Below are 22,493 nucleotides of genomic sequence, written 5' to 3'. Positions count from 1 at the left end.
CATTACAGCCGTCCGAATTGTTTCAGGAACGTCTGATCACTGTTATAGAAATGACGAATATCATCTATGCCATACTTCAGCATTGCGATTCGCTCTACACCCATACCAAAGGCAAAGCCACTGTATTTCTCCGGGTCATATCCGCCCATCTCCAGCACTTTCGGGTGAACCATACCGCCGCCCAAAATTTCGAGCCAGCCTGTTTGTTTGCAGACACGGCATCCGCTACCACCGCATTGTACACAAGTGACATCGACTTCCGCACTTGGCTCGGTGAACGGGAAGAAGCTTGGACGCAGACGAATTTCCGTGTGGGCGCCGAACATTTCACGCACAAATTGCAGCAACGTTCCTTTCAAATCACTCATACGAATGTTTTCACTGATTACAAGGCCTTCGACTTGATGGAACTGGAAGGAGTGTGTGGCATCGTCGTCATCGCGGCGATATACTTTACCCGGGCAGATGACTTTGACAGGCACCTCACCTTTCATGCTTTGCATCGTACGAACCTGTACCGGAGAAGTATGCGTACGCATCAACAGATCCTCAGTAACATAGAAGGAATCCTGCATATCGCGCGCCGGGTGGTTCTTTGGCAGATTCAGGGCTTCGAAGTTGTAATAGTCCATCTCCACCTCAGGACCTTCTGCTACGCGGTATCCCATACCGATGAAAATATCTTCGATCTCCTGCACTACTTTGGTCAGCGGATGCAGTCCGCCTTGACGTCCACGGCGCCCCGGCAAGGTTACATCAATTTTCTCGGATTGAAGTCGCTTCGCAGTCTCTTCCTTCTGGAATTGCTCCTGCTTGCTGTTGATCACCTCTTCAATCGCTCCACGAACCTCGTTACCCACTTGTCCAATGACTGGACGCTCTTCCGCACTAAGTGCACCCATGCCGCGCAGAATCTCAGTCAATGCCCCTTTTTTGCCCAAATACTTTACACGCAGATCAGCCAGCGTCTGCGGATCGTTAACGCCAGACAGCTGTTCCAGCGCTTCGATCTTCAATGCTTCCAAACGTTCTTTCATGTGTAATTGCCTCCTTTAAATGCTGTTATTGCAACAAAAAAAGGCCTTTTCTCCCCAAAAGGGACGAAAAGACCGTGGTACCACCCTTGTTAGACTCCCGTTGTCACATTGCAACAAGCTCTGCAACACGTTCTGTCTCACTTTGTACGGAATAACGACCGTTAACCGTTTACCCCTACTGTCGTCTCTGTGTCTGCACACATCATCAGGTTCAGGGAACCGCTCCGGAGTGAATTTCGGCAGCCTGGTTCTACAGAAACGCTCTCAATCTACGGCGCTTCCTCCCTGTCCAGAGGCACTGCTTACTTGTCTCCATCAATACGTTTGTTCAAATTAAACTAACCTTTATCGATACCAATGATCGATGATCGTTCATTATTATATGCAAAATACGGTGAAATAGCAAGCATGCCCCGTTGCTAATTTGCAGATGCACCTTGATTTCTCAGCTCCTTCAATCGTTGCTGAATGACACGAATCTCGGCTGATTCTCCCTCCATCTCTGCCGCAGGCTCCGTGAGCGAAAGGCGTTCTCGTTCTGTTCCTGCAGGGCTTACGGGAGAAAGCAACTCAGACAGTCTCATCTCCAGCCGCAGACGCTCATCATCCGAATCACGTGTGTCCAGTGCAGATTCCCGTAGTTGCACCGTTTGCTCCCAATCCGCCACGCCTCCCTCAAAAAGTGATATCGTTCCATCGGGCTTCAAGTCACATAGACGATTCGCCAGCGTTCGGACTAACATCCGGTCATGAGATACAATAACCAGTGCACCGGAGGCTTCTTTTAGCACATTTTCCATCACTTCCTGCGTGTCAATGTCCAGATAATTCGTTGGCTCATCGAGCACCAGCAGATTGGCGCCGCCGAAATACAATCGTAGAAATGCCACCCGGCATTTCTCCCCCATGCTTAAATCCCCAATCCGTTTAAATACATCTTCTCGTGAAAATAAAAAACATCCCAGGATGGTACGAGCACCACTCTGCGTCATCGAAGGGAGGGCAAGTAAGCTGTCCAGCAGTGTTGCATTCTCAGGCAAGCCCTCCAGCTCTTGTGAGAAATAACCGATCCGAAGCTGGGGATGACGGCTCACTTTTCCCTGCGAAGGTTGAAGCTCTCCAATCATTAATTTCAACAGTGTGCTCTTGCCTGTACCATTTGCTCCACGCACGGCAAGCCGGTCCCCACGCTCAACGGCAATCCGCAAATCGTGAAGAAACGAGTGCTTAGGATCGTACGAAAAGTTTACTTCCTCCAGCGCCAGAAGTTGACGAGCCCCGATTGAGCTCATCTGTAGCTCCATGTTCAGTTTGGCGGCTTCACGCGGTTTATCCACCCGCTCATTCTCAAGCCGCTCTAGCTGCTTCTGTTTGGCGTGGTAACGCGAAATATTTTTGTTCGCTCTCGCCTTGTAGAAACTCTGGGTAATCTTCACCTCTTGGCCGCCTGCCTCATTATGAGCCTTGTGAAACCACTGTTGATAATTACGAATCGTTTCCTCCAGCGCTTTTCGTTCCAGTTGCTGTTTGCGATATATCGTCTCCTGTTCCTTCAACTCCCGCTCTTTATGCCCCTTGTAATCGGTATAACCACCTCTATATTTCGTCAGTTTGTCTGCGCTAAATTCAATTACACTGGTTGCTACCCGGTCAATAAATGTCCGGTCATGGGATACAAACAGCACCGTACCCTCGTATGCAGATAACCAGGCTTCGAGCCAACGCATGCTCTCTTCATCCAGATGATTGGTCGGTTCATCCAAAATTAAAAACTTGGGCTTGCTAACCAGCAGTCCAGCGAGGCGCGCTTTTGTTTTCTGACCACCGCTAAGTGATTGATAAGGCCTGCTCCAGTGTTCCGTGCTTAACCCGAGGCGTGTTAACACTTTCTCCACCTCTGTTTCCCACATGTAGCCGTTCAGTTGCTCATATTCCTCCAAAAAACGGGCATATTCGTCCAGCAAAGCGGTATCTTCGGCAGCATCAGCGTCACTCAATCGCCGCTCCAGTTCTTCAAGTTTTCGCTTGACCTCGTCAATCCTCCCACTCTCCCGCCTTACTGCATTCAATACGTTTATTCCACTCGGGACCTCCGAACGTTGACGCATGAAGCCCCATTCCGGGAGTGGAAGATGACGATCAATCCGTCCATCCCCTTGCTCTTCACCGAGTATAATCCGTAAAAGTGTCGTTTTGCCGCATCCATTGCGTCCTAAAATGGCGAGCCGTTCGCCTTCGTTAATTTCAAGGTTCAATCCCGCAAACAATTCATTACCGTTCCATTCTTTTGATACTTCATGCAAGCGCACCAATGTCGTCATGAGTCCTCATCCTTTCTTGAACAAAAAAATCAAAAAAACCGCTGGCATCAGCCGGCGGTTTAACAATTCGTTATGGAATCAAGCATTCAAAATGCAGATATGAGGTCAAATATAGCATGAACAAATACACCCTAATAAGGGTATACGCAAGCTAAATTGCCTGCTGGTTTCATACTTTTCCCATAGCTGAATTTGGACACACGAATCCCCTCATTGCTCAGCCGCTCGGCTGACTGCGTCATACAACAATCTGCAGTTAACTGGGGTTCACTTCATGTGTCTTACTTCATGGGACGTATGGTTACCTCTCATTCATGTGTAGTATCAATTCTCCGTTATTGTACCAGATCATTGGAAAAAAGCAAAGGTCAGCATGTCATTGTCTGTATCTAAATTTCAAAAAAAAGAAAAAACCCTTGATAACCAAGGGTTTTCCGGGTACTACTGTTAAGCGGGTGATGGGAATCGAACCCACGCTATTAGCTTGGAAGGCTAAAGTTCTACCATTGAACTACACCCGCAAGATGAACAATCGGGACGACACGATTTGAACATGCGACCCCCTGGTCCCAAACCAGGTGCTCTACCAAGCTGAGCTACGTCCCGTTAAATTCCGAATGGAAGTTAACAGTGATTTTACAAAACTTAATATACCACGATCCGCACTAACGTGCAAGGTGAATCAGCAGTTTTCTTCCTAAAACTGGATACGAGAAAGGCAGGAACGCTCTCGCGACCCTGCTACTTCTTATCCTGCCGGCTTGTCAATATCTCTTAAGAACCTTTGCTCAAAGTCCGCCGCTTCAATCGGCTTACCGAAAAAATACCCTTGTGCCTCATGACAATGCTGATTTCGGAGAAACATCATCTGTTCCTCGTTCTCAACACCTTCTGCTGTAACCTTGAGTTGTAAATGGTGTGCCATCGAAGTAATCGTTGATACAATAGCAGCGTTATTGCTGTCTTCCATGATTTCATTCACAAATGATCGGTCAATCTTGAGCCGGTCAATCGGCAAATCCTTGAGATAATGGAGTGAGCTGTATCCCGTGCCAAAGTCATCAATACTAATATGTACACCAATCTCCTTAATTTTATGAAGCTGTTCAAAGGCCCGATCTTTGTCAAACGTCATGCTCTCCGTAATCTCCAGTTCAAGCCATACCGGCTCAAGTCCCGTTTCCCTCAGAATACTGTTGATACTCTCAAGCAGATGGGAATGTCTGAACTGTCTCATCGATAGGTTAACGGATACACACAGTTTGCGATATCCCGCTTCCTGCCATAGCTTGTTCTGTGCACAAGCCTGTCGGAGCACCCATTCTCCGAGCGGAACAATCAGTCCACTCTCCTCGGCCAGCGGAATAAACTCTGCGGGTGACACTGAACCGCGCTGCGGATGTTGCCATCTCACAAGAGCTTCCATGCCTACGATCAGTCCGCTTTGCAGATTCACCTGGGGCTGGTATACCAGATAAAACTGCCCCCGAGCCAGTGCTTTGCGCAAATCATTTTCAAGTTGCAATCGTTCCTGAGCTTTCATCTGCATGGCATGTGCATAGCGGTTAAGTTCAATTCCCTGTTCCTTCGCACTATGCAGAGCCGTGTCGGCGTTCTGAATAATCTCTTGTGGAGACTCTCCATCATAAGGAAAGATGGCCATGCCTATGCCCAGCGTAAGATGATATTCGTTCCCATCCACCATAACCGGTTTTTCAAAGAGCTGCAGAATCGACCGTGTCCGGCGTAACGCTGTATCTGTACTGTAGAAGTCCGTCATGGTTAGCGCAAATTCGTCTCTCCCTAGACCAAACACCTCTTCTCCCGGGAGAGATGAATGATTCAATCGCTGTCCAACCTGACGCAGAACCCGGTTAGCCGCTTGTTGCCCAAGGGAGTCATTTATGGTTTTGAAACGATTAATGTTGAGCACAAGTACACCGACGAGTTTTTCCTCCACAACCGCATCATCCAGCATGAGTTGAAGGCGCTGGCTTAGGCGGCGGCGATTCGGAAGGCCCGTGACATCATCATGGTGGGCAATGTAATTCATTTTGGCCTCAGCGGCCTGTTGTTGCAGGAATGGGGTGTCAACTACAGATGCATAGAGCCCCTTTTGAATGAAAAAGTATCCCAAACAATTGCTGAGCATACCAAGCAGCAGATTGAGATCGTCCACTACACTTGCAGTCACGAAATACGCCTGACCTAGCAAAAAACAGAACATGCCATTAAGGATAGGTGGTAGATCGGCGTTTTTTGTCTTTTTCCACTGCACATACAGAACAACAGCCCCAGTAATATACAGCAGTCCTGCAATCCAATGCAGGCGAGTGAATGCTTTACCAAGCAAATGACCATCAAGCATCTCGGGCAGTAAACTCCACTCTTGAATAGAACAGATGTACAAAATCAGAAAGACTCCTAGGGTAGCGCTGAACAGAAGAAATTTGCGCGGTAATGCAACTTGCTTCTCGTGCACGGTGTATATAAATAACAGTCCCACTGAACAAACCAGTGATCCCATCGTTGACATCATTAATGAAAAATCGGATTCCATCATCGCTCTGTTAGGAACGTCTTCTGCAAATGAAACGATGTGCACCAGTTCAAAAAGACCTATCATTAAAAAGAGTGTTGTCAGTAACACTCTGCGCAGCGTCAATTTTTGAGTTTGAAATAGCCAGCTTTGATTATAAATGCCAATACAGGCAGCCGTTGCAGCGAATCCACCTAGAAGCGTTATCACCGGGTAACCCGAAAAAACCAGATCAGAGCCTGAAGAAGAACGAAACCATTGACTTACGAGGAAAAACAATAAGCCGCCGATGGCGACCCAACCTATGTGACTCTGACCTTGCATTTTAAACTTCATGCCATGTTTTCCTTCCCGGGATCACTATCCTGAAATACGTGTACAACTGAATTCTGTTGATCTGATTCACCAAGTATATTACACATTTCGACAAAAACATATATTGACCACTGTTTAATTTAATCTTCCATATTTTCTATCTGGTACATAATAACATTTAAATCCCTATTCGTGAACTAAAAAATAGTTATAAGTAGGAATATCTATTCATAAAAATGAGTGAAAACAAGGCATAAAGAACTAAAAAAACATGGACCTCAGGTTAGAGACCATGTTTTTTTCGAATTTACAACTGTATTTAAGACTATTTTTATTTATCGAAGTTTACTTCAGGCGTTGTTAGCTTATCGTAGAAGTCAACGACTTTGTCTTTGTTCTCCGATGAACGAAGTGCCATAGCCGACCGTGGGTGCTCGTCCAGCGTCCCTGTAATCATGTAAGGCAGGATATAACCCCATTCTTCTTTTTCTCTCAGTGGAACCATAAGTTGTTCCAATACCTCAAGCACTGGACGTAGATTATACTTGGTTCCTTTCAAATGAGCTACCAGCAGTTCTGTTGGGCAGTTTCCAGCTGCGCGGCCCATACCGTATACAGAAGCATCGAGCAATTCAACTCCAAGTTCAGCGGCTACGAGCGTGTTAGAGAACGCAAGCTGCATGTTGTTATGCGTGTGAACGCCAAGACGTTTATTTGGAAGATGCGTCTTGAACTTCTCCACCAAATATTTCACATCGTTATGATCCAGGCTGCCGTAAGAGTCTACGATATATACGACATCAACCGAGCTCTCCTTGATCAATTCAAAAGCTTCCAGCAATTCATTCTCCATAACATTCGAGAGTGCCATAATATTCAGTGTCGTTTCATAACCACGATCATGGAATGTTTGTACCAGTGCAAGCGCCTTGTCCACATCTTTACTGTAACAAGCAACACGAATCAGATCCAGCATACTCTCACTGCGTGGCAAAATATCGTTCTCATCTACACGTCCTACATCCACAAGTGCAGACAGTTTGGTGTTGCCTTTTTGCGGAATGACTTTACGAAGAAAATCATCATTCAGGAAGCGCCAAGGTCCGGCATCTTCGGAGCCTTTAAGCAACTTCGGCGAATTTTTGTAGCCAATTTCCATATAATCAACGCCAGCTTCATTCAACCCTGCATACAGCTTTTGAACAAAGTCGACGCTAAAGTCCCAATTATTCACCAATCCACCATCACGAATGGTACAATCTACAATTTTACTATGATTTGTCTTCATTAATGTCTGCTCCTTTTCTGACCAACTTGTGTATTCCTCTCATGATACTTGAACGTGACAAGAAAAGTAAAGGGATTCCGGGCTTATTTACGGTAAGATTTCCAGATTCGGTCCATATCAATCATATCAGGGTTCTCATCATCTTTCTTCCCGTAGCGCACAGCATTGTAGACTTCAGGAAGCCGCGTTGCCAACTCTTCCTCTGTACCCTCTTTACTCTTAGGATAACTCTCTTTAATGCTTTCCGCTGTCTCCAGCGGCGTATACGACTTCTCAACCTGTACTCCGCGATCCATCGCATTGCTTACCCATACCCGATAATAGTATCGAATACGCTCTCCAGCCTGAATGGGAACAGGTTCCTTTTTGCGGAACCATCGTTTACGAACCTTCGCGGGCACTTCCAGTGTTTCGCTGATATCCACATACTCTGTTTTCGGTTCCTGCCTTTTCTGCACAGGCTGTAACAATCCTTTGAAACGCTCCGCCAGTTTATCCATGATCGTCCTGCCCAGTTTGACCAAAAGCCATAAAATCACAGCCGCCGCTGCCCCAAAAACGATCCATCCGAGGATTTCCCAGAATACGGAAGGTTCCGAAGGCAGGCCTCTTAATTCATCCGGCAGGTTCATCGGCTCATTTGGCATCTCCGGTGTAAGTGGCGGTTCCTGAGGTGAAGAAGTCCCGAACAGTCCTCTGATCCACGCAAGGAGACGATCCTGCAATGGCGCAAGCCATGCAGCAAGACCGGGAAAAGCACCTATACCTGCAATAATGATTAACATCCATATGATTCGAAGGTGGTTTGCCCGTGTGAATTCCCGCAGTACCAATCTGCGCTTGCCATCATTAAGAACCGCACGATCCAGTTGTGCCCTGTATTGCCCCACAATCCAACATCCAAAACTGATGACTCCAGCAGCATAGATGTAACCCGTGTACATCATAACAGGTAACATGAATTCGATCTGCGTTGCCGCGATTGTGGATACAATGGCACTGATTACACCCACGAGTTGCAGGCGCCACAGCCTGTTGGAATGAAAAACAGGATCAAAATGCAACCCTGTGTATGCCGCAATAAATAAACCTACTCCAAGCGTAATGATTTCTGGAAGTGAAAGCGTGAGCAACATCCCCGAAACCCATGCGAACAAAATACAGATAACAACTGCCATTAGACCTCGAACGAAAGCGCTCTTCTCTATAACACTCGTAAATCGATGCTGAATCCATAGGCCGAGCAGGCCTGCCATAACATATAAACCAAACAACAGATATGGAAAATAGCCACTGGTATACAACGATGTGATCGTAAAGATTGGAAACAGATATATCCCTATCGAAAAAACAGGCAACATGGATATAATATGTGTTCGCTTCATTGCATCATTTTCATTCATGCGCCCACCGCCCCTGCATCACGCTTCAACTGTTCTACAGGCAAAATCGTTACCCGATGACCCTGATCATGCAGACGTCCGATTTCATGTTCCATGGCAGCCGAAACATATGATGTAATCAACAAATAACTGCGAATCTGCTGCCCTTCTTCATTCAATCGTACTTCATCTTGCAAAAACTGCTCCATGGGTACCAAACACTTCAACTCAGTTTCAGCCATAGCTTCCAGCAACATCTCCAGATGAGGTGTACCGTAATCTGGTTCAATACGAAGCACATCGCGTCCCCCACCTACACGGTAGCCGTTATGTGCAAAGCCAGCAGGCAAACCTTTGCCAATGGCCTCTACTGCTGCAGTGGCTGCGTAGCGGAGTGACTGCTCAATCAGCTCAGGCCTAGTCACCACACTCCACATCTCAGCAGAGTCCTGTATATTCACTATAATCCATGACTGGGGATCTGCGGTCCAGCCTTGCTTGTACACCTGAAGTTCGCCTGTACGTGCACTTGCTTTCCAGTGAATACGATTCATTGGATCACCAGCCCCGTAAGGCCGCACCCCCAGAATTAGAAACGGGTCTTCCACAATCCAGCGAGAAACCTCCACCTCTCCTTGCCATACCTGATAGATGGCTGGCATATCTTCAGTGTTAACCAATGAAGGATATACAATCATCGTCATCTGCACAGGAATCGGCTTTGAGGAACGCCATACTCCAAATAAATCTCCACCAGTCATGGTAGCTGTATCCATCGTAAACACTCCACGTTTGGAGCAAACAAACGGATGCTTGCGGGTAATCCGATTATATGGTTTTAATGTAAAAATACTTTTATGGTTCTGATAAATATTACCCTGACTAATATCCATACCTGAACCTGAATGAAATACAAATGAAGCCGGCATCATTGCTTCAAGTCTAAGCCACGGTACAGAAATTCGTTTTTCATTGGATATCGTTTCGATCATCTGCAGTTCATCACCAGCGTAACACCGTGTTTTGCTGAACTGCCTGCTGTATTTGAGATTTCGCAACACAGGCCGTCCAAACCATATGCCATGCAGCACAATCACTAAACTTCCAACAACGACAAGCCATAGAAGTGCCATAAGCCTAACGTCCGCCTGTAGTAAGTGTCTCGGTTGGTACCTCGGTTTCGGTCAGAATCTGTTGAATGATGTGTTCCGCAAGTCCTTCTTGCTGTCTGATTCGATTACGAAACACCAGACGGTGAGCCAGCACAGGCTCTGCCAGTAATTTAATGTCATCAGGTACAACATAGTCTCTGCCGTGAAGCGCAGCCCATGCCTGACTTGCCTTAAGAAGCGCCTGCGCCCCCCGTGGACTAACGCCCAGAGACAGTTCAGGATGTTTTCTCGTTGCTTCAGTGAGCTGTACAATATAACGCAGGAGGTCCTCGTTTACGTTAACCGTTTTATACGTTTCTTGTGCTTTCAGAAGTTGCTCGCGAGATATAATGGAAGACAGATCATCTACAGAGCGGCTAGCAACCGTTCTTCTCAGAATCTCTACACTTTCTTCCCCGGACGGATACCCCATACGAATCTTCATCATAAATCGATCCATCTGTGCTTCAGGTAACGGAAATGTTCCTTGATTATCAATAGGATTCTGAGTGGCGATCACGATAAACGGCCGCTCGAGCTGCCTTGTTGAGCCATCAATACTGATCTGGCGCTCTTCCATACATTCGAGCAAGCTGGACTGTGTGCGTGGAGTTGCCCGATTGATCTCATCTGCCAGCACAAGATTCGCAAACAGCGGACCGGGCCTGAATTCGAAATCTCCTGATTTTTGATTATAGAAATGAATACCCGTCAAATCGGATGGCAGCAAGTCAGGTGTAAACTGGATCCGTTGAAAAGTGCAGTCTAGTGACGACGCCATCGATTTGGCAATCATTGTTTTACCTGTACCCGGGACATCTTCCAGAAGCACATGACCTGATGCAATGATCGCTGTCAGAATCAGTTCCACTGTATGTGTCTTTCCCACAATTACTTTGCCTACATGTTCGATGAGTTGCCCGTTCATAAGCTCCATATTCTGAATATTCAAAACGATCCCTTCCTTCCGTGATGCATATGTATTCGCATTCATTTCTAACTATAACCCTAATCGCACGAACAAAAAACAAAGGAATCGGCAAATACCGATCCCTTCTGATATCGTCTGTGTCAATTCACTAATGGAAGTTTGATCATAAAGCTGGTGCCTTCGCCTTTTTGACTATCAACAGAGATGGTGCCTCCATGATTTTTAATAATACGATAGCTTACGGAAAGTCCGAGACCCGTCCCACTTTCTTTTGTCGTAAAGAAAGGATCGAACAACCGTACCAGCGTGTTATGATCCATACCTCTTCCGTTATCCGTGATCGTAATTTGCACAAAATTATTGTCCGTGGCTGTCGTGATTCGGATCAAGCCTGTATATTCTTCACCGACTTCTTCAATCGCGTCCATTGCATTTTTGACCATATTCAGAATGACCTGTTTGATCTGCTTTACATCAATGGATACATTAAGCGGGGTGTCATCCACCTCAAGCAGAATTTCGCATCCTTTCATCAACCCTTCACTCTCGGTCAATAGAACGACCTCTTTCAGCAAAGATTCTACGGTCATGACCGTTTTCTGCGGAGCCGAAGGTTTCGAGGAATTCAGAAATTCATAGATAATGTCATTTGCCCTGTCGATCTCGGTGAGTATGATTCTGGCATATTCGTCTTTACCCAGCTGCAACAGATGGGGCCGAAGCAACTGGATGAATCCGCGAATGGCTGTTAACGGGTTACGAATCTCATGAGCAATCGATGCGGAGATGCGGCCAAGCATAGCCAGTTTATCGTTTTGATAGGCTGTCTGCTCGATCTGCTTGTAATCCGAAACATCCTTGACACTAAAAAGAAAATCGCCATCCATCTGATCGCCATAGGTCACGGTCACGAGCCAGTGCCTTCCATACTCATCCGTCAGCTCATGATAACGCTTACGATGAAAGATCGTTTCCCGATAAATTCGTAAAATTTTCTTTTTCTTGAATCGACTCATTTGGGGCAAACGCAACATCTGCATTAACGTGCATCCGCTTAACAGATCCCTCGGCAACTCCAGCAATTTAGCCATCTGTACGTTAATAAACGTCAACACCCCATGATGATCAAATAACATAATACCGCTATCCATGTGTTCTAGCACATTTTCATACTTATTGTTATCCAGATGTACTTGAGGAAGCACATCCGTTGGTTGAGGCGCTATATCCTGAAATTCACGAATCACTTCAGGTTCCTCCTTTTCACGTAAATGATAAACTTTGCCGTTCGGACATCATATCATCACAGAAACAGGAAGGGCCGATTTTTTGTTGATTACCGGGTCCCTTTCATCAGGGGGCTGAGCCGAAAATATGGATGGCATATCCGGAACGTAAGCTGGTCTAATCCGGTTCATTACAAAAAGCCCGGAAAAATCATATACGTTTTGTTCCTTTCTAACCTTCTCCAATTCCCAAACGAATACCCTTCAATTGCTCCGCCTCTTTTCCAAGTCTGCTTTTATCATAGACAAGTTTAGGGAATAGAGTCAATCGGAGAAAGTGTCGAATGGAAATTATTTTGCAAAAACAACAAAGGTTTATCTAAAAAATACAAAAAACGAAGCCGTATCGCCCTATTGGGAAATCAGCTTCGTTCAATATTGTGTAATTCGGATATTTGTCTATCCATGTCACATCTCACTGCAATCTATAGCCCGGTCTTGTTATGCTGAATTTTAAGTTTTCGTTGACTCATGACGGCAAGGCGGCGTTTCAATTCGCTTTCCCATTTCTCATCCTTCATTTCCTTGGCGAGCCGCAGCAGATCCAGTGACATATCAATCTGACGCTGAACGATCACCATCGCATCTTCGCTTTCACGGTTTACACAATTTTCGAAGATGGCATCCTCGTCTTCGGTCACATAGTCTTGAAAATCAATTTCAGAAGCCCCGTCGCCATGCGCATACTCAGCAAGAATTTCATATTCATTCTCAACCTTGTAATGCACCTCAACCCGGTGACATACCGGACAAAACAGCAGGGGAACATTATGAACCTGGGTGCGGTAATGCTTCAGCGTGCCCTTCGTTCCTACCATACTTGCCCCACAACAGTAACTCATTTTTGTTCACCCTCCTTATTAGGTGCCGGGAATTTAATGAATATACCCCCGTGCACTTGAAAACTTCCGAAAGGGAATCGTTCAAACAGTGTATCACATTCATATGCAAATTATAAATGCGGATTACCGGAATCACTTAAAATACCGGGTTTCCATACCCTATTCGCCTTACAAGCCTTCAATTCCTCTTTCTCTTATAAAAAAGAAGATCTTCTTCTATTACATTATTAACACGTCTGACAGCTTGTTCAAACACCTTCATTAAGTTAACGTTATACTTTTGAAAAAGGTTGCAAAAAGCCCTCAATCCCGAGTGGGATGAGGGCTTGAACATCAATCGTTCAAGTAAACCCGGCTTACAGGTTGCTGTCGCCTGGTTTCCAGTTCATTGCACACAATCCACCGGATTGAAGTGCTTGCAGTACGCGAAGTGTTTCTTCAACACTGCGGCCTACATCGTTGTGGTTAACGACTTGATATTTCAGTTCGCCTTCTGGATCGATGATGAACAGACCGCGCAATGCTACGCCTTCTTCTTCGATCAGAACGCCGTAATCTTTAGCTACTTGCTTCGTGATATCGGAAGCGAGCGGGAAGTTCAACTGACCAAGACCATTGCTGTCTTTAGGTGTGTTGATCCATGCTTTGTGGCTGTGCACGGAGTCTACGCTCACGCCAAGAATTTCTGTATCCAAAGCTTTGAATTGCTCCGAAGCATCGCTCAAAGCTGTAATTTCAGTTGGGCACACAAATGTGAAGTCCAAAGGATAAAAGAAGAATACAAGCCATTTGCCACGGTAATCGGACAGTTTAACGGAACCAAAATCTTGTCCGTCTCCTGATACTGTTTCCATTGCGAAATCTGGTGCTGGTCTACCAACCAAACGTTCTGCCATAACTAAAAATTCCTCCTTTGAGATTATGTAAGCATCCATATGGATTGCTCATCATCAGGATACACGCAAGCGCTTGTCCTGTCATTAAATTTGTTGATACTTGTTCTCAAGTACAAATAAAATGTTATCATCCGTACTTCTCAAAGTCAAGATTATAAACGTTATTTTTTTATAATAATTATAAATAAGAAATTTTCGTGTCGAATTTATGGTGAAAATGAGAAAGGAACAGCCCTTTGCATTCTCCACTATTAGAAACCAAAAGACGGTCTACTAGGGCATCAAAGGGCTGTTTCTTATACGAACTGCAGGACTGTATCCTGAGATCTGTTAATGTCTCAATAAGTGGACAAGGCTGGAATGAAACTTAAGCCTTTTTTTGAATAGCTGCAACAATCAGATCGCCCATTTCGGTCGTACTGATCGATTTGCTCTTATCAACAGCAATGTCACTTGTACGGTGGCCCGCATTCAGTACGTTCGCTACCGCTTCTTCAATCGCATCTGCACCTTCTGCATAGCCAAACGTTGTACGGAACATCAACGCGAGTGACAAGATGGTAGCAATCGGGTTAGCCAAGCCTTGACCCGCAATATCCGGCGCAGAGCCGTGTACCGGTTCATACAGACCGAAGCTTCCTTCACCCAGCGATGCCGAAGCGAGCATACCGATGGAACCTGTCAGCATAGCTGCTTCATCACTCAGGATGTCACCAAACATATTCTCTGTTACGATGACGTCAAAGCTTGCCGGACGACGCAACAACTGCATTGCGCAATTGTCTACAAGCACATGCTCCAGTTCAACATCCGGATAATCTGGAGCTACACGGTTAACCACTTCACGCCAGAGGCGGGATGTTTCCAGCACGTTAGCCTTGTCGACAGAAGCCAGTTTTTTGCGGCGACCTTGAGCGATCTCAAATGCTTGACGAACGATGCGCTCTACTTCCGCAACATTGTAAGCACAAGTGTCCACGGCCTCTTCACCTTGGGCACTCTCACGTCTGAACTTCTCGCCAAAATAAATTCCGCCGGTCAGTTCACGAACAACCATCAGGTCTGTCCCTTCAAGTACTTCCGGTTTCAGCGTGGATGCGTCTTTCAAACAGTCAAACACAACGGCCGGACGCAGATTGGAGAACAGTCCAAGCGCTTTACGAATACCCAGCAGTCCTGTTTCAGGACGCAACTCCTTACTGTTATTATCCCATTTTGGTCCACCTACAGCTCCGAGCAACACTGCATCTGCATTTTTACATACAGTCAATGTTTCTTCTGGAAGCGGTGTGCCTTTCTCGTCAATGGCAATACCACCAAACAGCGCGTGCTCTGTTTCAAAACGATAACCGAACACTTCCTCCGTACGTTTCAGAACTTTTTCCGCCTCAGCCACAACTTCAGGACCAATTCCGTCACCTGCGATTACTGCAATTTTTTTCACGTCTGCCATAGGTTGTCCACTCCCTCATCTTCATTCATCACTGATTCGCTCATGTTAGCGTTTCTGTGTAAACATCGTCTCATAAATAACTCTCTTCTTTGTATCATATTCTACGGTCATTTGACCAAGATATACAATCTATGACTTTAATAGTTTTTACCTATAAGAAGGATCATGACAAGCTTCGATGTTGTTCGCCAGTTCAGGGTAAGGTAAAATATAGCTGAAATCAAATCAGGGATGCTGGAGGGATGTTTAACATGCAATATTCGTATTTGGGTAAATCAGGCCTTAAGGTCAGCCGTATCTGTCTTGGTACGATGAATTTTGGACCAGCCACGGACGAGAAAGAAGCTTTCCGCATTATGGATGCAGCTCTGGATGCCGGCGTTAACTTTTTTGATACCGCTAACATTTATGGTTGGGGTGAAAATTCCGGTCTCACCGAAGAAATCATCGGACGTTGGTTCAAACAAGGCGGAGGCAGACGTGAAAAGGTCGTGCTTGCCACCAAAGTCTACGGTTCCATGCATGATGAAACAGATGGCCCTAACAACGAAGCCGGTCTCTCCGCATATAAAATCAGACGTCACCTTGAAGGCTCTCTTCAACGTCTGCAAACCGATCATATTGAATTATACCAGATGCACCATGTTGACCCGGTCATTACGTGGGACGAATTGTGGGGTGCATTCGAGCATGCAGTATATCAGGGCAAAATCGGATATGTCGGTTCAAGTAATTTTGCCGCGTGGCAGATCGCCCTTGCTCAGAGTGAAGCGAAAAATCGTCACTTCCTCGGCCTTGTATCTGAGCAACATAAATATAGCTTGAATTGCCGTCTGCCTGAGCTGGAGGTATTACCAGCCGCTAAAGCGCTCGGGCTTGGCGTCATTCCATGGAGCCCGCTGGATGGCGGTCTGCTCGGACGTAATGCCTTACAGAAACTTGAAGGAACTCGCAGCGGAGGCATTTCAGAACGAATTGAACAACATCAGACGCAGCTTGAAGATTTCGCTGCACTTTGCCGTGATCTTGGTGAACCGCAAGATACCGTTGCACTTGCCTGGGTAGCTGCCAATCCGGCTGTTACTGCGCCAATTATTGGTCCGCGCACACTGGAGCAATTCGAAACCGCCTTGAAATGTCTTGACCTGACACTGGATGAATCCACACTCAACCGTTTGGATGAAATCTTCCCTGGTCCTGGTGGACACGCCCCTAACGCATACGCGTGGTAAATTGATATTATAAAAAAGTCTGACCCTCGCTGGACTGTACTCATAGATAGACTTCATAACGTCTACACTAACAGGCACAGTCGACTCCAGAAGGGTCAGACTTTTTAATATGTTCGTCTTTAGCTTTACTATACAGACTATGGCTTTACTATACCGGCCTAGTTAGCAGATTTGTAAATTTGTACTTTAAGCACACAGTACAGTACTCTTCTACAAATTGACGTTAACACGGTTGGTGTATGTTTTACGTTTTTCAATGAGTTGGTTCAACCCGTCTACATACGCACGCGCACTAGCACCGAGAATATCTGTGCTCACGCCGCGTCCTTGAACAGAAACTTGATTCTGAGTCAGCACAACGTGTACTTCACCAAGTGCGTCTTTACCGTGTGTTACTGATTTGATGGAATAGTCCGATAGCGTTACTTCTTCTCCGCTCACCTGATCAATAGCGTTATAGATCGCATCCACCGAACCATTACCTTCCGCCTGTTTCTCCACCGTGTCACCGTTCAGCGTAGCAATACGCACTTTAGCTGTAGGTACGGATTCATCGCCGTACGTAACAAAGATGGATTCCAGTTTGTACACCTCAGGTGCATCCTGTAATTTTTCTTCAATTACGGCAAGCAGGTCTTCATCGGTAACTTCTTTTTTCTTGTCTGCCAGATCTTTGAATTGTGCAAAAGCTCGGTTCAACGCCTCATCATCCAGTTCGTACCCGAGGTCAATCAAGCGTTCACGGAACGCGTGACGTCCGGAATGCTTACCAAGCACCAGCTTGCTTTCTTTGAGACCGATCGTTTCGGGTGTCATGATCTCATAGGTTGTTTTTTCCTTCAACATGCCATCCTGGTGAATGCCGGACTCATGAGCAAAGGCATTTGCCCCCACGATTGCTTTGTTGCCAGGTACAACCATACCGGTCAAACGGCTAACCAAACGACTGGTACGTGCGATCTCGGACAACTGCAGTGTAGTTTTCGCCTGGAAAAACTCCTGACGTGTTTCCAGCGCCATTGCAATTTCTTCAATCGCCGTGTTGCCTGCACGCTCTCCGATGCCGTTGATCGTGCCTTCAATCTGATCAGCGCCGTTCAAAATGGCGGCAAGCGTATTCGCTGTTGCCATCCCCAGATCGTTGTGACAGTGTGCACTCAGCTGAACTTTATCGATGTTGTGAACATTTTCTTTCAGATGTTTAAAAATATTCCCGTATTCATATGGGCTCAGGTAACCGACCGTATCCGGAATATTAACGACAGAAGCACCCTCTTCAACTGCCATATTCACCATTTCTACGAGAAAATCATACTCGGTACGTCCTGCATCCTCCAAAGAAAATTCAATCTTGGAAAATGTCTTCTTTGCATAACGAATCGCAGAGCGAGCCGTGTCCAGAACCTGTCCTTTATCCATGCGCAACTTATGCTGGCGATGGATTGGCGACGTGGCCAAAAATACGTGAATGCACGGGTCTTCTGCACCTTTAAGTGCTTCCTTCACCGCATCAATATCCTGCTCTCTGGAGCGGGACAAGCCGATCACTGTAATATTTTTTACCGCTTTCGCTACGGCGTTAACCGCGGCCAAGTCACCCGGAGATGCTGCTGGGAAACCTGCTTCCATCCGGTCAATGCCAAGACGCTCCAGTTGATGGGCAATCTCCACCTTTTCGCGAGTGTTCAGATTGACTCCTGGAGATTGTTCTCCATCACGCAGCGTTGTGTCAAATACATAGATTTTACGCACCTTCGCACCCCCTGCTTATTATTCATTTCTGTAAACCAGAATAGCGGCTCACGCATAAGCACGGCCGCTATTTCCAGTTCACGCTGTAAGTTGCTTGGATCCCCTAAGATGCTTGTTCAAAAAGTGAACGAAATTGTTGCTTACTTTTTGATCCAGTGCATCATTTCACGCAATTGTCCGCCAACCACTTCGATTGGGTGTTCAGCTTCGTTACGACGTGTTGCTGTCAAGAATGCACGACCGGATTGGTTTTCCAGAATGAAGTCACGTGCGAATTTACCTTGTTGGATATCAGAAAGCACTTCTTTCATTGCTTTCTTCGTATCTTCAGTAACGACGCGAGGTCCAGTTACATAATCACCATATTCCGCAGTGTTACTGATGGAATCACGCATGCTTGCAAGTCCACCTTCATACATCATGTCAACGATCAGTTTCAATTCGTGCAGACACTCGAAGTATGCCATTTCTGGAGCATATCCAGCTTCTGTCAACGTTTCGAATCCAGCTTTAACGAGGGCACTTACACCGCCACACAGAACCGCTTGCTCACCGAACAAGTCTGTTTCTGTTTCTTCACGGAAGGAAGTTTCGATAACGCCTGCACGTGTGCAGCCGATTCCTTTAGCATAAGCGAGACCGATGTCTTTCGCTTTACCTGTTGCATCTTTTTCGATCGCGATCAGACCAGGAACACCGAATCCTTCTACATAGGTACGACGTACCATGTGGCCAGGGGACTTAGGAGCTACCAGCAATACATCGCTGTCTTTTGGAGCAACGATTTGGCCGAAGTGAACGTTAAAACCGTGAGAGAAGAGCAATGCTGCGCCTTTTTTCAGGTTTGGTTCGATTTCGTTTTTGTATACAGAAGCTTGTGTTTCATCTGGCAGCAAGATTTGAACCACATCTGCACGGCTAGTTGCTTCAGCCGGAGACAACACTTCAAATCCATCATTTTTAGCAGCGTCAAAAGATTTACCTTCACGAAGTCCGATGACTACGTTCAATCCGCTGTCACGCAGGTTTTGTGCCTGTGCATGACCTTGGCTACCATATCCGATCACCGCGATCGTTTTTCCTTTCAATACGCTAAGCTCTGCATCCTGTTCATAATAAGTAGTTACTGGCATGTTATAAGTCCTCCTTTGTATTGTAAAGAACCCTTCATTAATGAGCGGGTGTCTCAATGGACCGATACACTTCACATCTTGGTAAAAAAACTGCCTGATCGATGCTGATTAACCGCTGCATATGATCCGATCCGTTCAGACACCCGCTCGTTAATGCGGGGGTGTGGCTCTCTTTTCAAGCGTTACATCACTAAATTGTTACTTTACAGCAGTTGCTGGACTGACACATTCGGGTCAGATAGCATTTATTTTACGCTAACTGTACATTTTCACAAGTAAATCATTGTGTTCATGTATGGATCAGCCCATCTTGATTTCATTATACCTCTAGACGTTGCCTCGTACCAATGCCGTTACGCCTGTACGGGACAATTCACGAATGCCATATGGCTTGAGCAGTTCGATCATAGCATCAATTTTGTCCGTATCACCAACGGCCTGTACCATGAGACTTGCTGGGCCTACATCGACAACCGATGCGCGGAATGTTTCCACCACACCCAAAATTTCCGGACGCTCGGAAGGCTCTGCCTTCACCTTGATCAGCGCGAGTTCACGAGCAACCATCGGTTTCAAGCTGAAGTCAACCACTTTGATAACATCAATAATTTTATACAGCTGTTTCTCAATCTGCTCAATTGTTTTGTCGTCACCAATCGTCACAATGACCATCCGGGAAAGTCCTGGTTCTTCAGATTGACCTACTGTAATACTTTCGATGTTATACCCGCGTCGACCAAACAATCCGGATACACGCTGAAGGACACCTGGCTGGTCATTAACCAATATCGAAATCGTATGTCTTATCATTCTTCAGCATCTCCCATCAGCATTTGATCGATTGTTGCTCCTTGCGGAACCATTGGATATACATTTTCATCCTTGCGTACAACAAATTCTACAACGACTGGTCCTGGCGTATCCAAAGCTTCCTGCCATGCACGCTCGGCTTCTTCCTTGTTCGTTGCCCGCAATCCTTTTACTCCGTAAGCTTCAGCCAACTTCACAAAATCAGGGCTTCCTGCCAAATCGATATGACTGTAGCGATTTTCATAAATCAGTTCCTGCCACTGACGAACCATACCTAGTACTTCGTTGTTAATAATTACAATTTTAACTGGAATGTTGTTGATCGCACAGATTGCCAGTTCCTGAGAACACATTTGCATCCCGCCATCTCCGTTAATGGAGATAACCAGTCGATCCGGATTAGCCATTTGTGCACCAATCGCAGAAGGGAATCCAAATCCCATTGTTCCAAGTCCACCTGAGGTAACCCAGGAGCGCGGTTGATTAAATTTGTAGTATTGAGCTGCCCACATCTGATGTTGTCCAACGTCCGTTGTCACAATTGCTTCGCCTTTTGTGGTGTCGTTCAACAGTTCAACAACCCATTGCGGTTTTAACACTTCATCCGAATCCGTGTAGCTATACGGCTTTTCTTGTTTCCACTGTTTGATCTGATCTCTCCAGGCATCTGCACGTTCGGCACGTCCAACTTCTTTGTTTGCAATCTCCAGCACCGTTTTCACATCGCCTACAATCGGAATATCTGTCGCAATGTTTTTGCCGATCTCTGCAGGATCAATGTCGATATGAACAATTTTCGCATGTGGTGCGAATCCGTCCAGCTTACCCGTTACCCGATCATCAAATCGGGCACCGATGTTGATGAGCAAATCCGATTGCTGAATTGCCATGTTCGATGTGTAGGTTCCGTGCATTCCCGGCATTCCAGTCCAAAGCTCATGCCCGCTTGGGAAAGCACCAAGTCCAAGAAGTGTTGTTGTGATCGGGATACCCGTCTTCTCAACAAACTCGAAAAGTGCTTCATGTCCGCCAGAGTAAACGACACCGCCACCCGCAATGATCATTGGCCGCTCTGCTTCCTGAATGGCCTGTGCCAAACGATCTACCTGCAGTTTATTCGGTACCGTGCGTGGATTGTACCCTCTCAATATAACAGGTTCCGTGCTCGGTTCAAACAACGTTTTGTTCGCCGATACATCTTTTGGAATATCGATCAGTACAGGTCCTTTACGTCCGGTATTAGCGATATGGAATGCCTCATGAATGATGCCCGCGAGGTCTTTTACATCCTTTACCAGATAACTGTGTTTGGTGATCGGCATTGTGATCCCGGTGATATCCGCTTCCTGGAAAGCATCCGAGCCGATCAAGCTGGAATTGACATTCCCCGTAATGACAACCAGTGGTACGGAATCCATATATGCCGTTGCAATTCCTGTCACGAGATTCGTTGCACCTGGACCCGAGGTCGCAATACATACGCCTACTTTTCCACTGGCTCGTGCATAACCGTCTGCCGCGTGAATGGCACCTTGCTCGTGACGAGTCAGGACATGTTTGAAATCTTCAAAGCCATACATTGCATCGTAAATGTACAATACTGCACCGCCCGGATAACCAAAGACACAATCCACACCTTCAAGCAGCAAACTTCTTAGCAAAATCTCGGAACCGCTAATGACCTCCGGCTTCATCCATCTTTCACGTAATTCATCTGTCGATCGTACTTCTGGAATTTGAGCTCCCATTAGTCATCCTCCTCTCGAAATTTACACCATTCTGACATAAAAAGGTACAAAAAAACCTTCCATCCCTGCAAACAAGTTCATGCTTGCGAGGGACGAAAGGTTATCGCTTCCGTGGTACCACCCAACTTTGTCCGAAATTTCGCAATAACGGACCTTACCAGGTATAACAAAACGATGTTCAAACGAACAAAGTCGTCTCCCATACCTGTTGTCTGTAACGCAGACTTACGATTCCCCCTAATACGCGTTGGATTTGACGTTCCAATGCTTTTCAGGAAAACAGCTCCGAGGTGAGCTCGTATATAAGGGGTAATGGTGGTGGTTTCAGCAAATCCATCCACTCTCTGAGCAAAAGAGCCCTTAAAACTTCGTCCTCT

The 22,493-nt window shown here is 46.1% G+C and carries 17 protein-coding genes and 2 tRNA genes; 1 reads left to right on the top strand and 18 read right to left on the bottom strand.

Annotated elements, in window-relative coordinates; genetic code table 11:
- Window positions 1-2: 2 nt before the first annotated feature.
- The 14 genes from pheS to leuB form a co-directional block, all read right to left on the bottom strand.
- Complete coding sequence (pheS, locus tag ABIE27_RS19310) at window positions 3-1,037, bottom strand: phenylalanine--tRNA ligase subunit alpha (protein WP_123065074.1); 1,035 nt, start codon at window positions 1,035-1,037, stop codon at window positions 3-5.
- A gap of 419 nt (window positions 1,038-1,456) precedes the next feature.
- Window positions 1,457-3,358: a ribosomal protection-like ABC-F family protein gene (gene abc-f, locus ABIE27_RS19305; protein WP_123065075.1), complete on the bottom strand. Its 1,902-nt coding sequence runs from the start codon at window positions 3,356-3,358 to the stop codon at window positions 1,457-1,459.
- Window positions 3,359-3,808: 450 nt separating this feature from the next.
- A tRNA-Gly gene (locus tag ABIE27_RS19300) sits at window positions 3,809-3,879 on the bottom strand.
- Window positions 3,880-3,890: 11 nt separating this feature from the next.
- Window positions 3,891-3,964 (bottom strand) — tRNA-Pro (locus ABIE27_RS19295).
- Between the two features lie 142 nt (window positions 3,965-4,106).
- A complete protein-coding gene (locus tag ABIE27_RS19290) occupies window positions 4,107-6,233 on the bottom strand; it encodes a bifunctional diguanylate cyclase/phosphodiesterase (RefSeq protein ID WP_240036921.1) in 2,127 nt (708 codons plus the stop codon).
- A 310-nt stretch (window positions 6,234-6,543) separates the two neighbouring features.
- Window positions 6,544-7,500 carry an aldolase catalytic domain-containing protein gene (locus ABIE27_RS19285; protein ID WP_123065076.1) on the bottom strand — a complete coding sequence of 319 codons (957 nt, stop codon included), beginning with the start codon at window positions 7,498-7,500 and terminating at the stop codon, window positions 6,544-6,546.
- Between the two features lie 83 nt (window positions 7,501-7,583).
- On the bottom strand, window positions 7,584-8,885 hold the full coding sequence (locus ABIE27_RS19280; RefSeq protein WP_429351251.1) for a hypothetical protein: 1,302 nt from the start codon (window positions 8,883-8,885) through the stop codon (window positions 7,584-7,586).
- Between the two features lie 14 nt (window positions 8,886-8,899).
- Window positions 8,900-10,015 carry a DUF58 domain-containing protein gene (locus ABIE27_RS19275; RefSeq protein WP_123065078.1) on the bottom strand — a complete coding sequence of 372 codons (1,116 nt, stop codon included), beginning with the start codon at window positions 10,013-10,015 and terminating at the stop codon, window positions 8,900-8,902.
- A 4-nt stretch (window positions 10,016-10,019) separates the two neighbouring features.
- The gene (locus tag ABIE27_RS19270) at window positions 10,020-10,985 is read right to left on the bottom strand and encodes an AAA family ATPase (protein WP_429351250.1); all 966 of its coding nucleotides are present in this window, start codon (window positions 10,983-10,985) and stop codon (window positions 10,020-10,022) included.
- Between the two features lie 119 nt (window positions 10,986-11,104).
- Window positions 11,105-12,211, bottom strand: coding sequence for an ATP-binding protein (locus tag ABIE27_RS19265; protein WP_123065079.1), 1,107 nt, complete (start codon window positions 12,209-12,211; stop codon window positions 11,105-11,107).
- A 48-nt stretch (window positions 12,212-12,259) separates the two neighbouring features.
- Complete coding sequence (locus ABIE27_RS19260; protein ID WP_161556955.1) at window positions 12,260-12,436, bottom strand: hypothetical protein; 177 nt, start codon at window positions 12,434-12,436, stop codon at window positions 12,260-12,262.
- Between the two features lie 239 nt (window positions 12,437-12,675).
- On the bottom strand, window positions 12,676-13,092 hold the full coding sequence (locus tag ABIE27_RS19255; protein WP_090922221.1) for a hypothetical protein: 417 nt from the start codon (window positions 13,090-13,092) through the stop codon (window positions 12,676-12,678).
- A 356-nt stretch (window positions 13,093-13,448) separates the two neighbouring features.
- On the bottom strand, window positions 13,449-13,988 hold the full coding sequence (locus ABIE27_RS19250; protein WP_062320195.1) for a peroxiredoxin: 540 nt from the start codon (window positions 13,986-13,988) through the stop codon (window positions 13,449-13,451).
- A gap of 367 nt (window positions 13,989-14,355) precedes the next feature.
- Complete coding sequence (gene leuB / locus ABIE27_RS19245; protein ID WP_123065080.1) at window positions 14,356-15,441, bottom strand: 3-isopropylmalate dehydrogenase; 1,086 nt, start codon at window positions 15,439-15,441, stop codon at window positions 14,356-14,358.
- Between the two features lie 251 nt (window positions 15,442-15,692).
- Between leuB and ABIE27_RS19240 the strand changes: the two genes are divergently transcribed.
- A complete protein-coding gene (locus tag ABIE27_RS19240) occupies window positions 15,693-16,673 on the top strand; it encodes an aldo/keto reductase (RefSeq protein WP_123065081.1) in 981 nt (326 codons plus the stop codon).
- Window positions 16,674-16,883: 210 nt separating this feature from the next.
- On the opposite strand, the gene ABIE27_RS19235 is transcribed toward ABIE27_RS19240, so the two are convergent.
- From ABIE27_RS19235 to ilvB, 4 genes are all read right to left on the bottom strand, one after another.
- A complete protein-coding gene (locus tag ABIE27_RS19235; RefSeq protein WP_123065082.1) occupies window positions 16,884-18,425 on the bottom strand; it encodes a 2-isopropylmalate synthase in 1,542 nt (513 codons plus the stop codon).
- 140 nt (window positions 18,426-18,565) lie between these two features.
- Entirely contained in the window at window positions 18,566-19,558 is a 993-nt protein-coding gene (gene ilvC, locus ABIE27_RS19230) for a ketol-acid reductoisomerase (protein ID WP_090922211.1), read from the bottom strand.
- A gap of 327 nt (window positions 19,559-19,885) precedes the next feature.
- Window positions 19,886-20,368: an acetolactate synthase small subunit gene (gene ilvN / locus ABIE27_RS19225; protein ID WP_123065083.1), complete on the bottom strand. Its 483-nt coding sequence runs from the start codon at window positions 20,366-20,368 to the stop codon at window positions 19,886-19,888.
- A complete protein-coding gene (gene ilvB, locus ABIE27_RS19220) occupies window positions 20,365-22,116 on the bottom strand; it encodes a biosynthetic-type acetolactate synthase large subunit (RefSeq protein WP_090922207.1) in 1,752 nt (583 codons plus the stop codon). Before ilvB ends, ilvN begins: the two co-directional genes overlap by 4 nt.
- Window positions 22,117-22,493 lie beyond the last annotated feature (377 nt).

It is taken from the genome of Paenibacillus sp. 4624, assembly GCF_050435065.1.
Classification (GTDB): domain Bacteria; phylum Bacillota; class Bacilli; order Paenibacillales; family Paenibacillaceae; genus Paenibacillus; species Paenibacillus amylolyticus_D.
The sequence above is the reverse complement of the archived record's forward strand: the minus strand, read 5'-3'. Positions and strand labels throughout refer to the sequence as shown.

Excerpts from the sequence above, each read along its gene's own strand:
- leuB (WP_123065080.1), bottom strand. The coding sequence starts at position 15,441 with ATGGCAGACGTGAAAAAAATTGCAGTAATCGCAGGTGACGGAATTGGT.
- ABIE27_RS19250 (WP_062320195.1), bottom strand. The coding sequence starts at position 13,988 with ATGGCAGAACGTTTGGTTGGTAGACCAGCACCAGATTTCGCAATGGAA.
- ABIE27_RS19280 (WP_429351251.1), bottom strand. The coding sequence starts at position 8,885 with ATGAAGCGAACACATATTATATCCATGTTGCCTGTTTTTTCGATAGGG.
- ABIE27_RS19290 (WP_240036921.1), bottom strand. The coding sequence starts at position 6,233 with ATGAAGTTTAAAATGCAAGGTCAGAGTCACATAGGTTGGGTCGCCATC.
- ABIE27_RS19285 (WP_123065076.1), bottom strand. The coding sequence starts at position 7,500 with ATGAAGACAAATCATAGTAAAATTGTAGATTGTACCATTCGTGATGGT.
- pheS (WP_123065074.1), bottom strand. The coding sequence starts at position 1,037 with ATGAAAGAACGTTTGGAAGCATTGAAGATCGAAGCGCTGGAACAGCTG.
- ABIE27_RS19255 (WP_090922221.1), bottom strand. The coding sequence starts at position 13,092 with ATGAGTTACTGTTGTGGGGCAAGTATGGTAGGAACGAAGGGCACGCTG.
- ilvN (WP_123065083.1), bottom strand. The coding sequence starts at position 20,368 with ATGATAAGACATACGATTTCGATATTGGTTAATGACCAGCCAGGTGTC.
- ilvB (WP_090922207.1), bottom strand. The coding sequence starts at position 22,116 with ATGGGAGCTCAAATTCCAGAAGTACGATCGACAGATGAATTACGTGAA.
- ilvC (WP_090922211.1), bottom strand. The coding sequence starts at position 19,558 with ATGCCAGTAACTACTTATTATGAACAGGATGCAGAGCTTAGCGTATTG.
- ABIE27_RS19275 (WP_123065078.1), bottom strand. The coding sequence starts at position 10,015 with ATGGCACTTCTATGGCTTGTCGTTGTTGGAAGTTTAGTGATTGTGCTG.
- abc-f (WP_123065075.1), bottom strand. The coding sequence starts at position 3,358 with ATGACGACATTGGTGCGCTTGCATGAAGTATCAAAAGAATGGAACGGT.
- ABIE27_RS19240 (WP_123065081.1), top strand. The coding sequence starts at position 15,693 with ATGCAATATTCGTATTTGGGTAAATCAGGCCTTAAGGTCAGCCGTATC.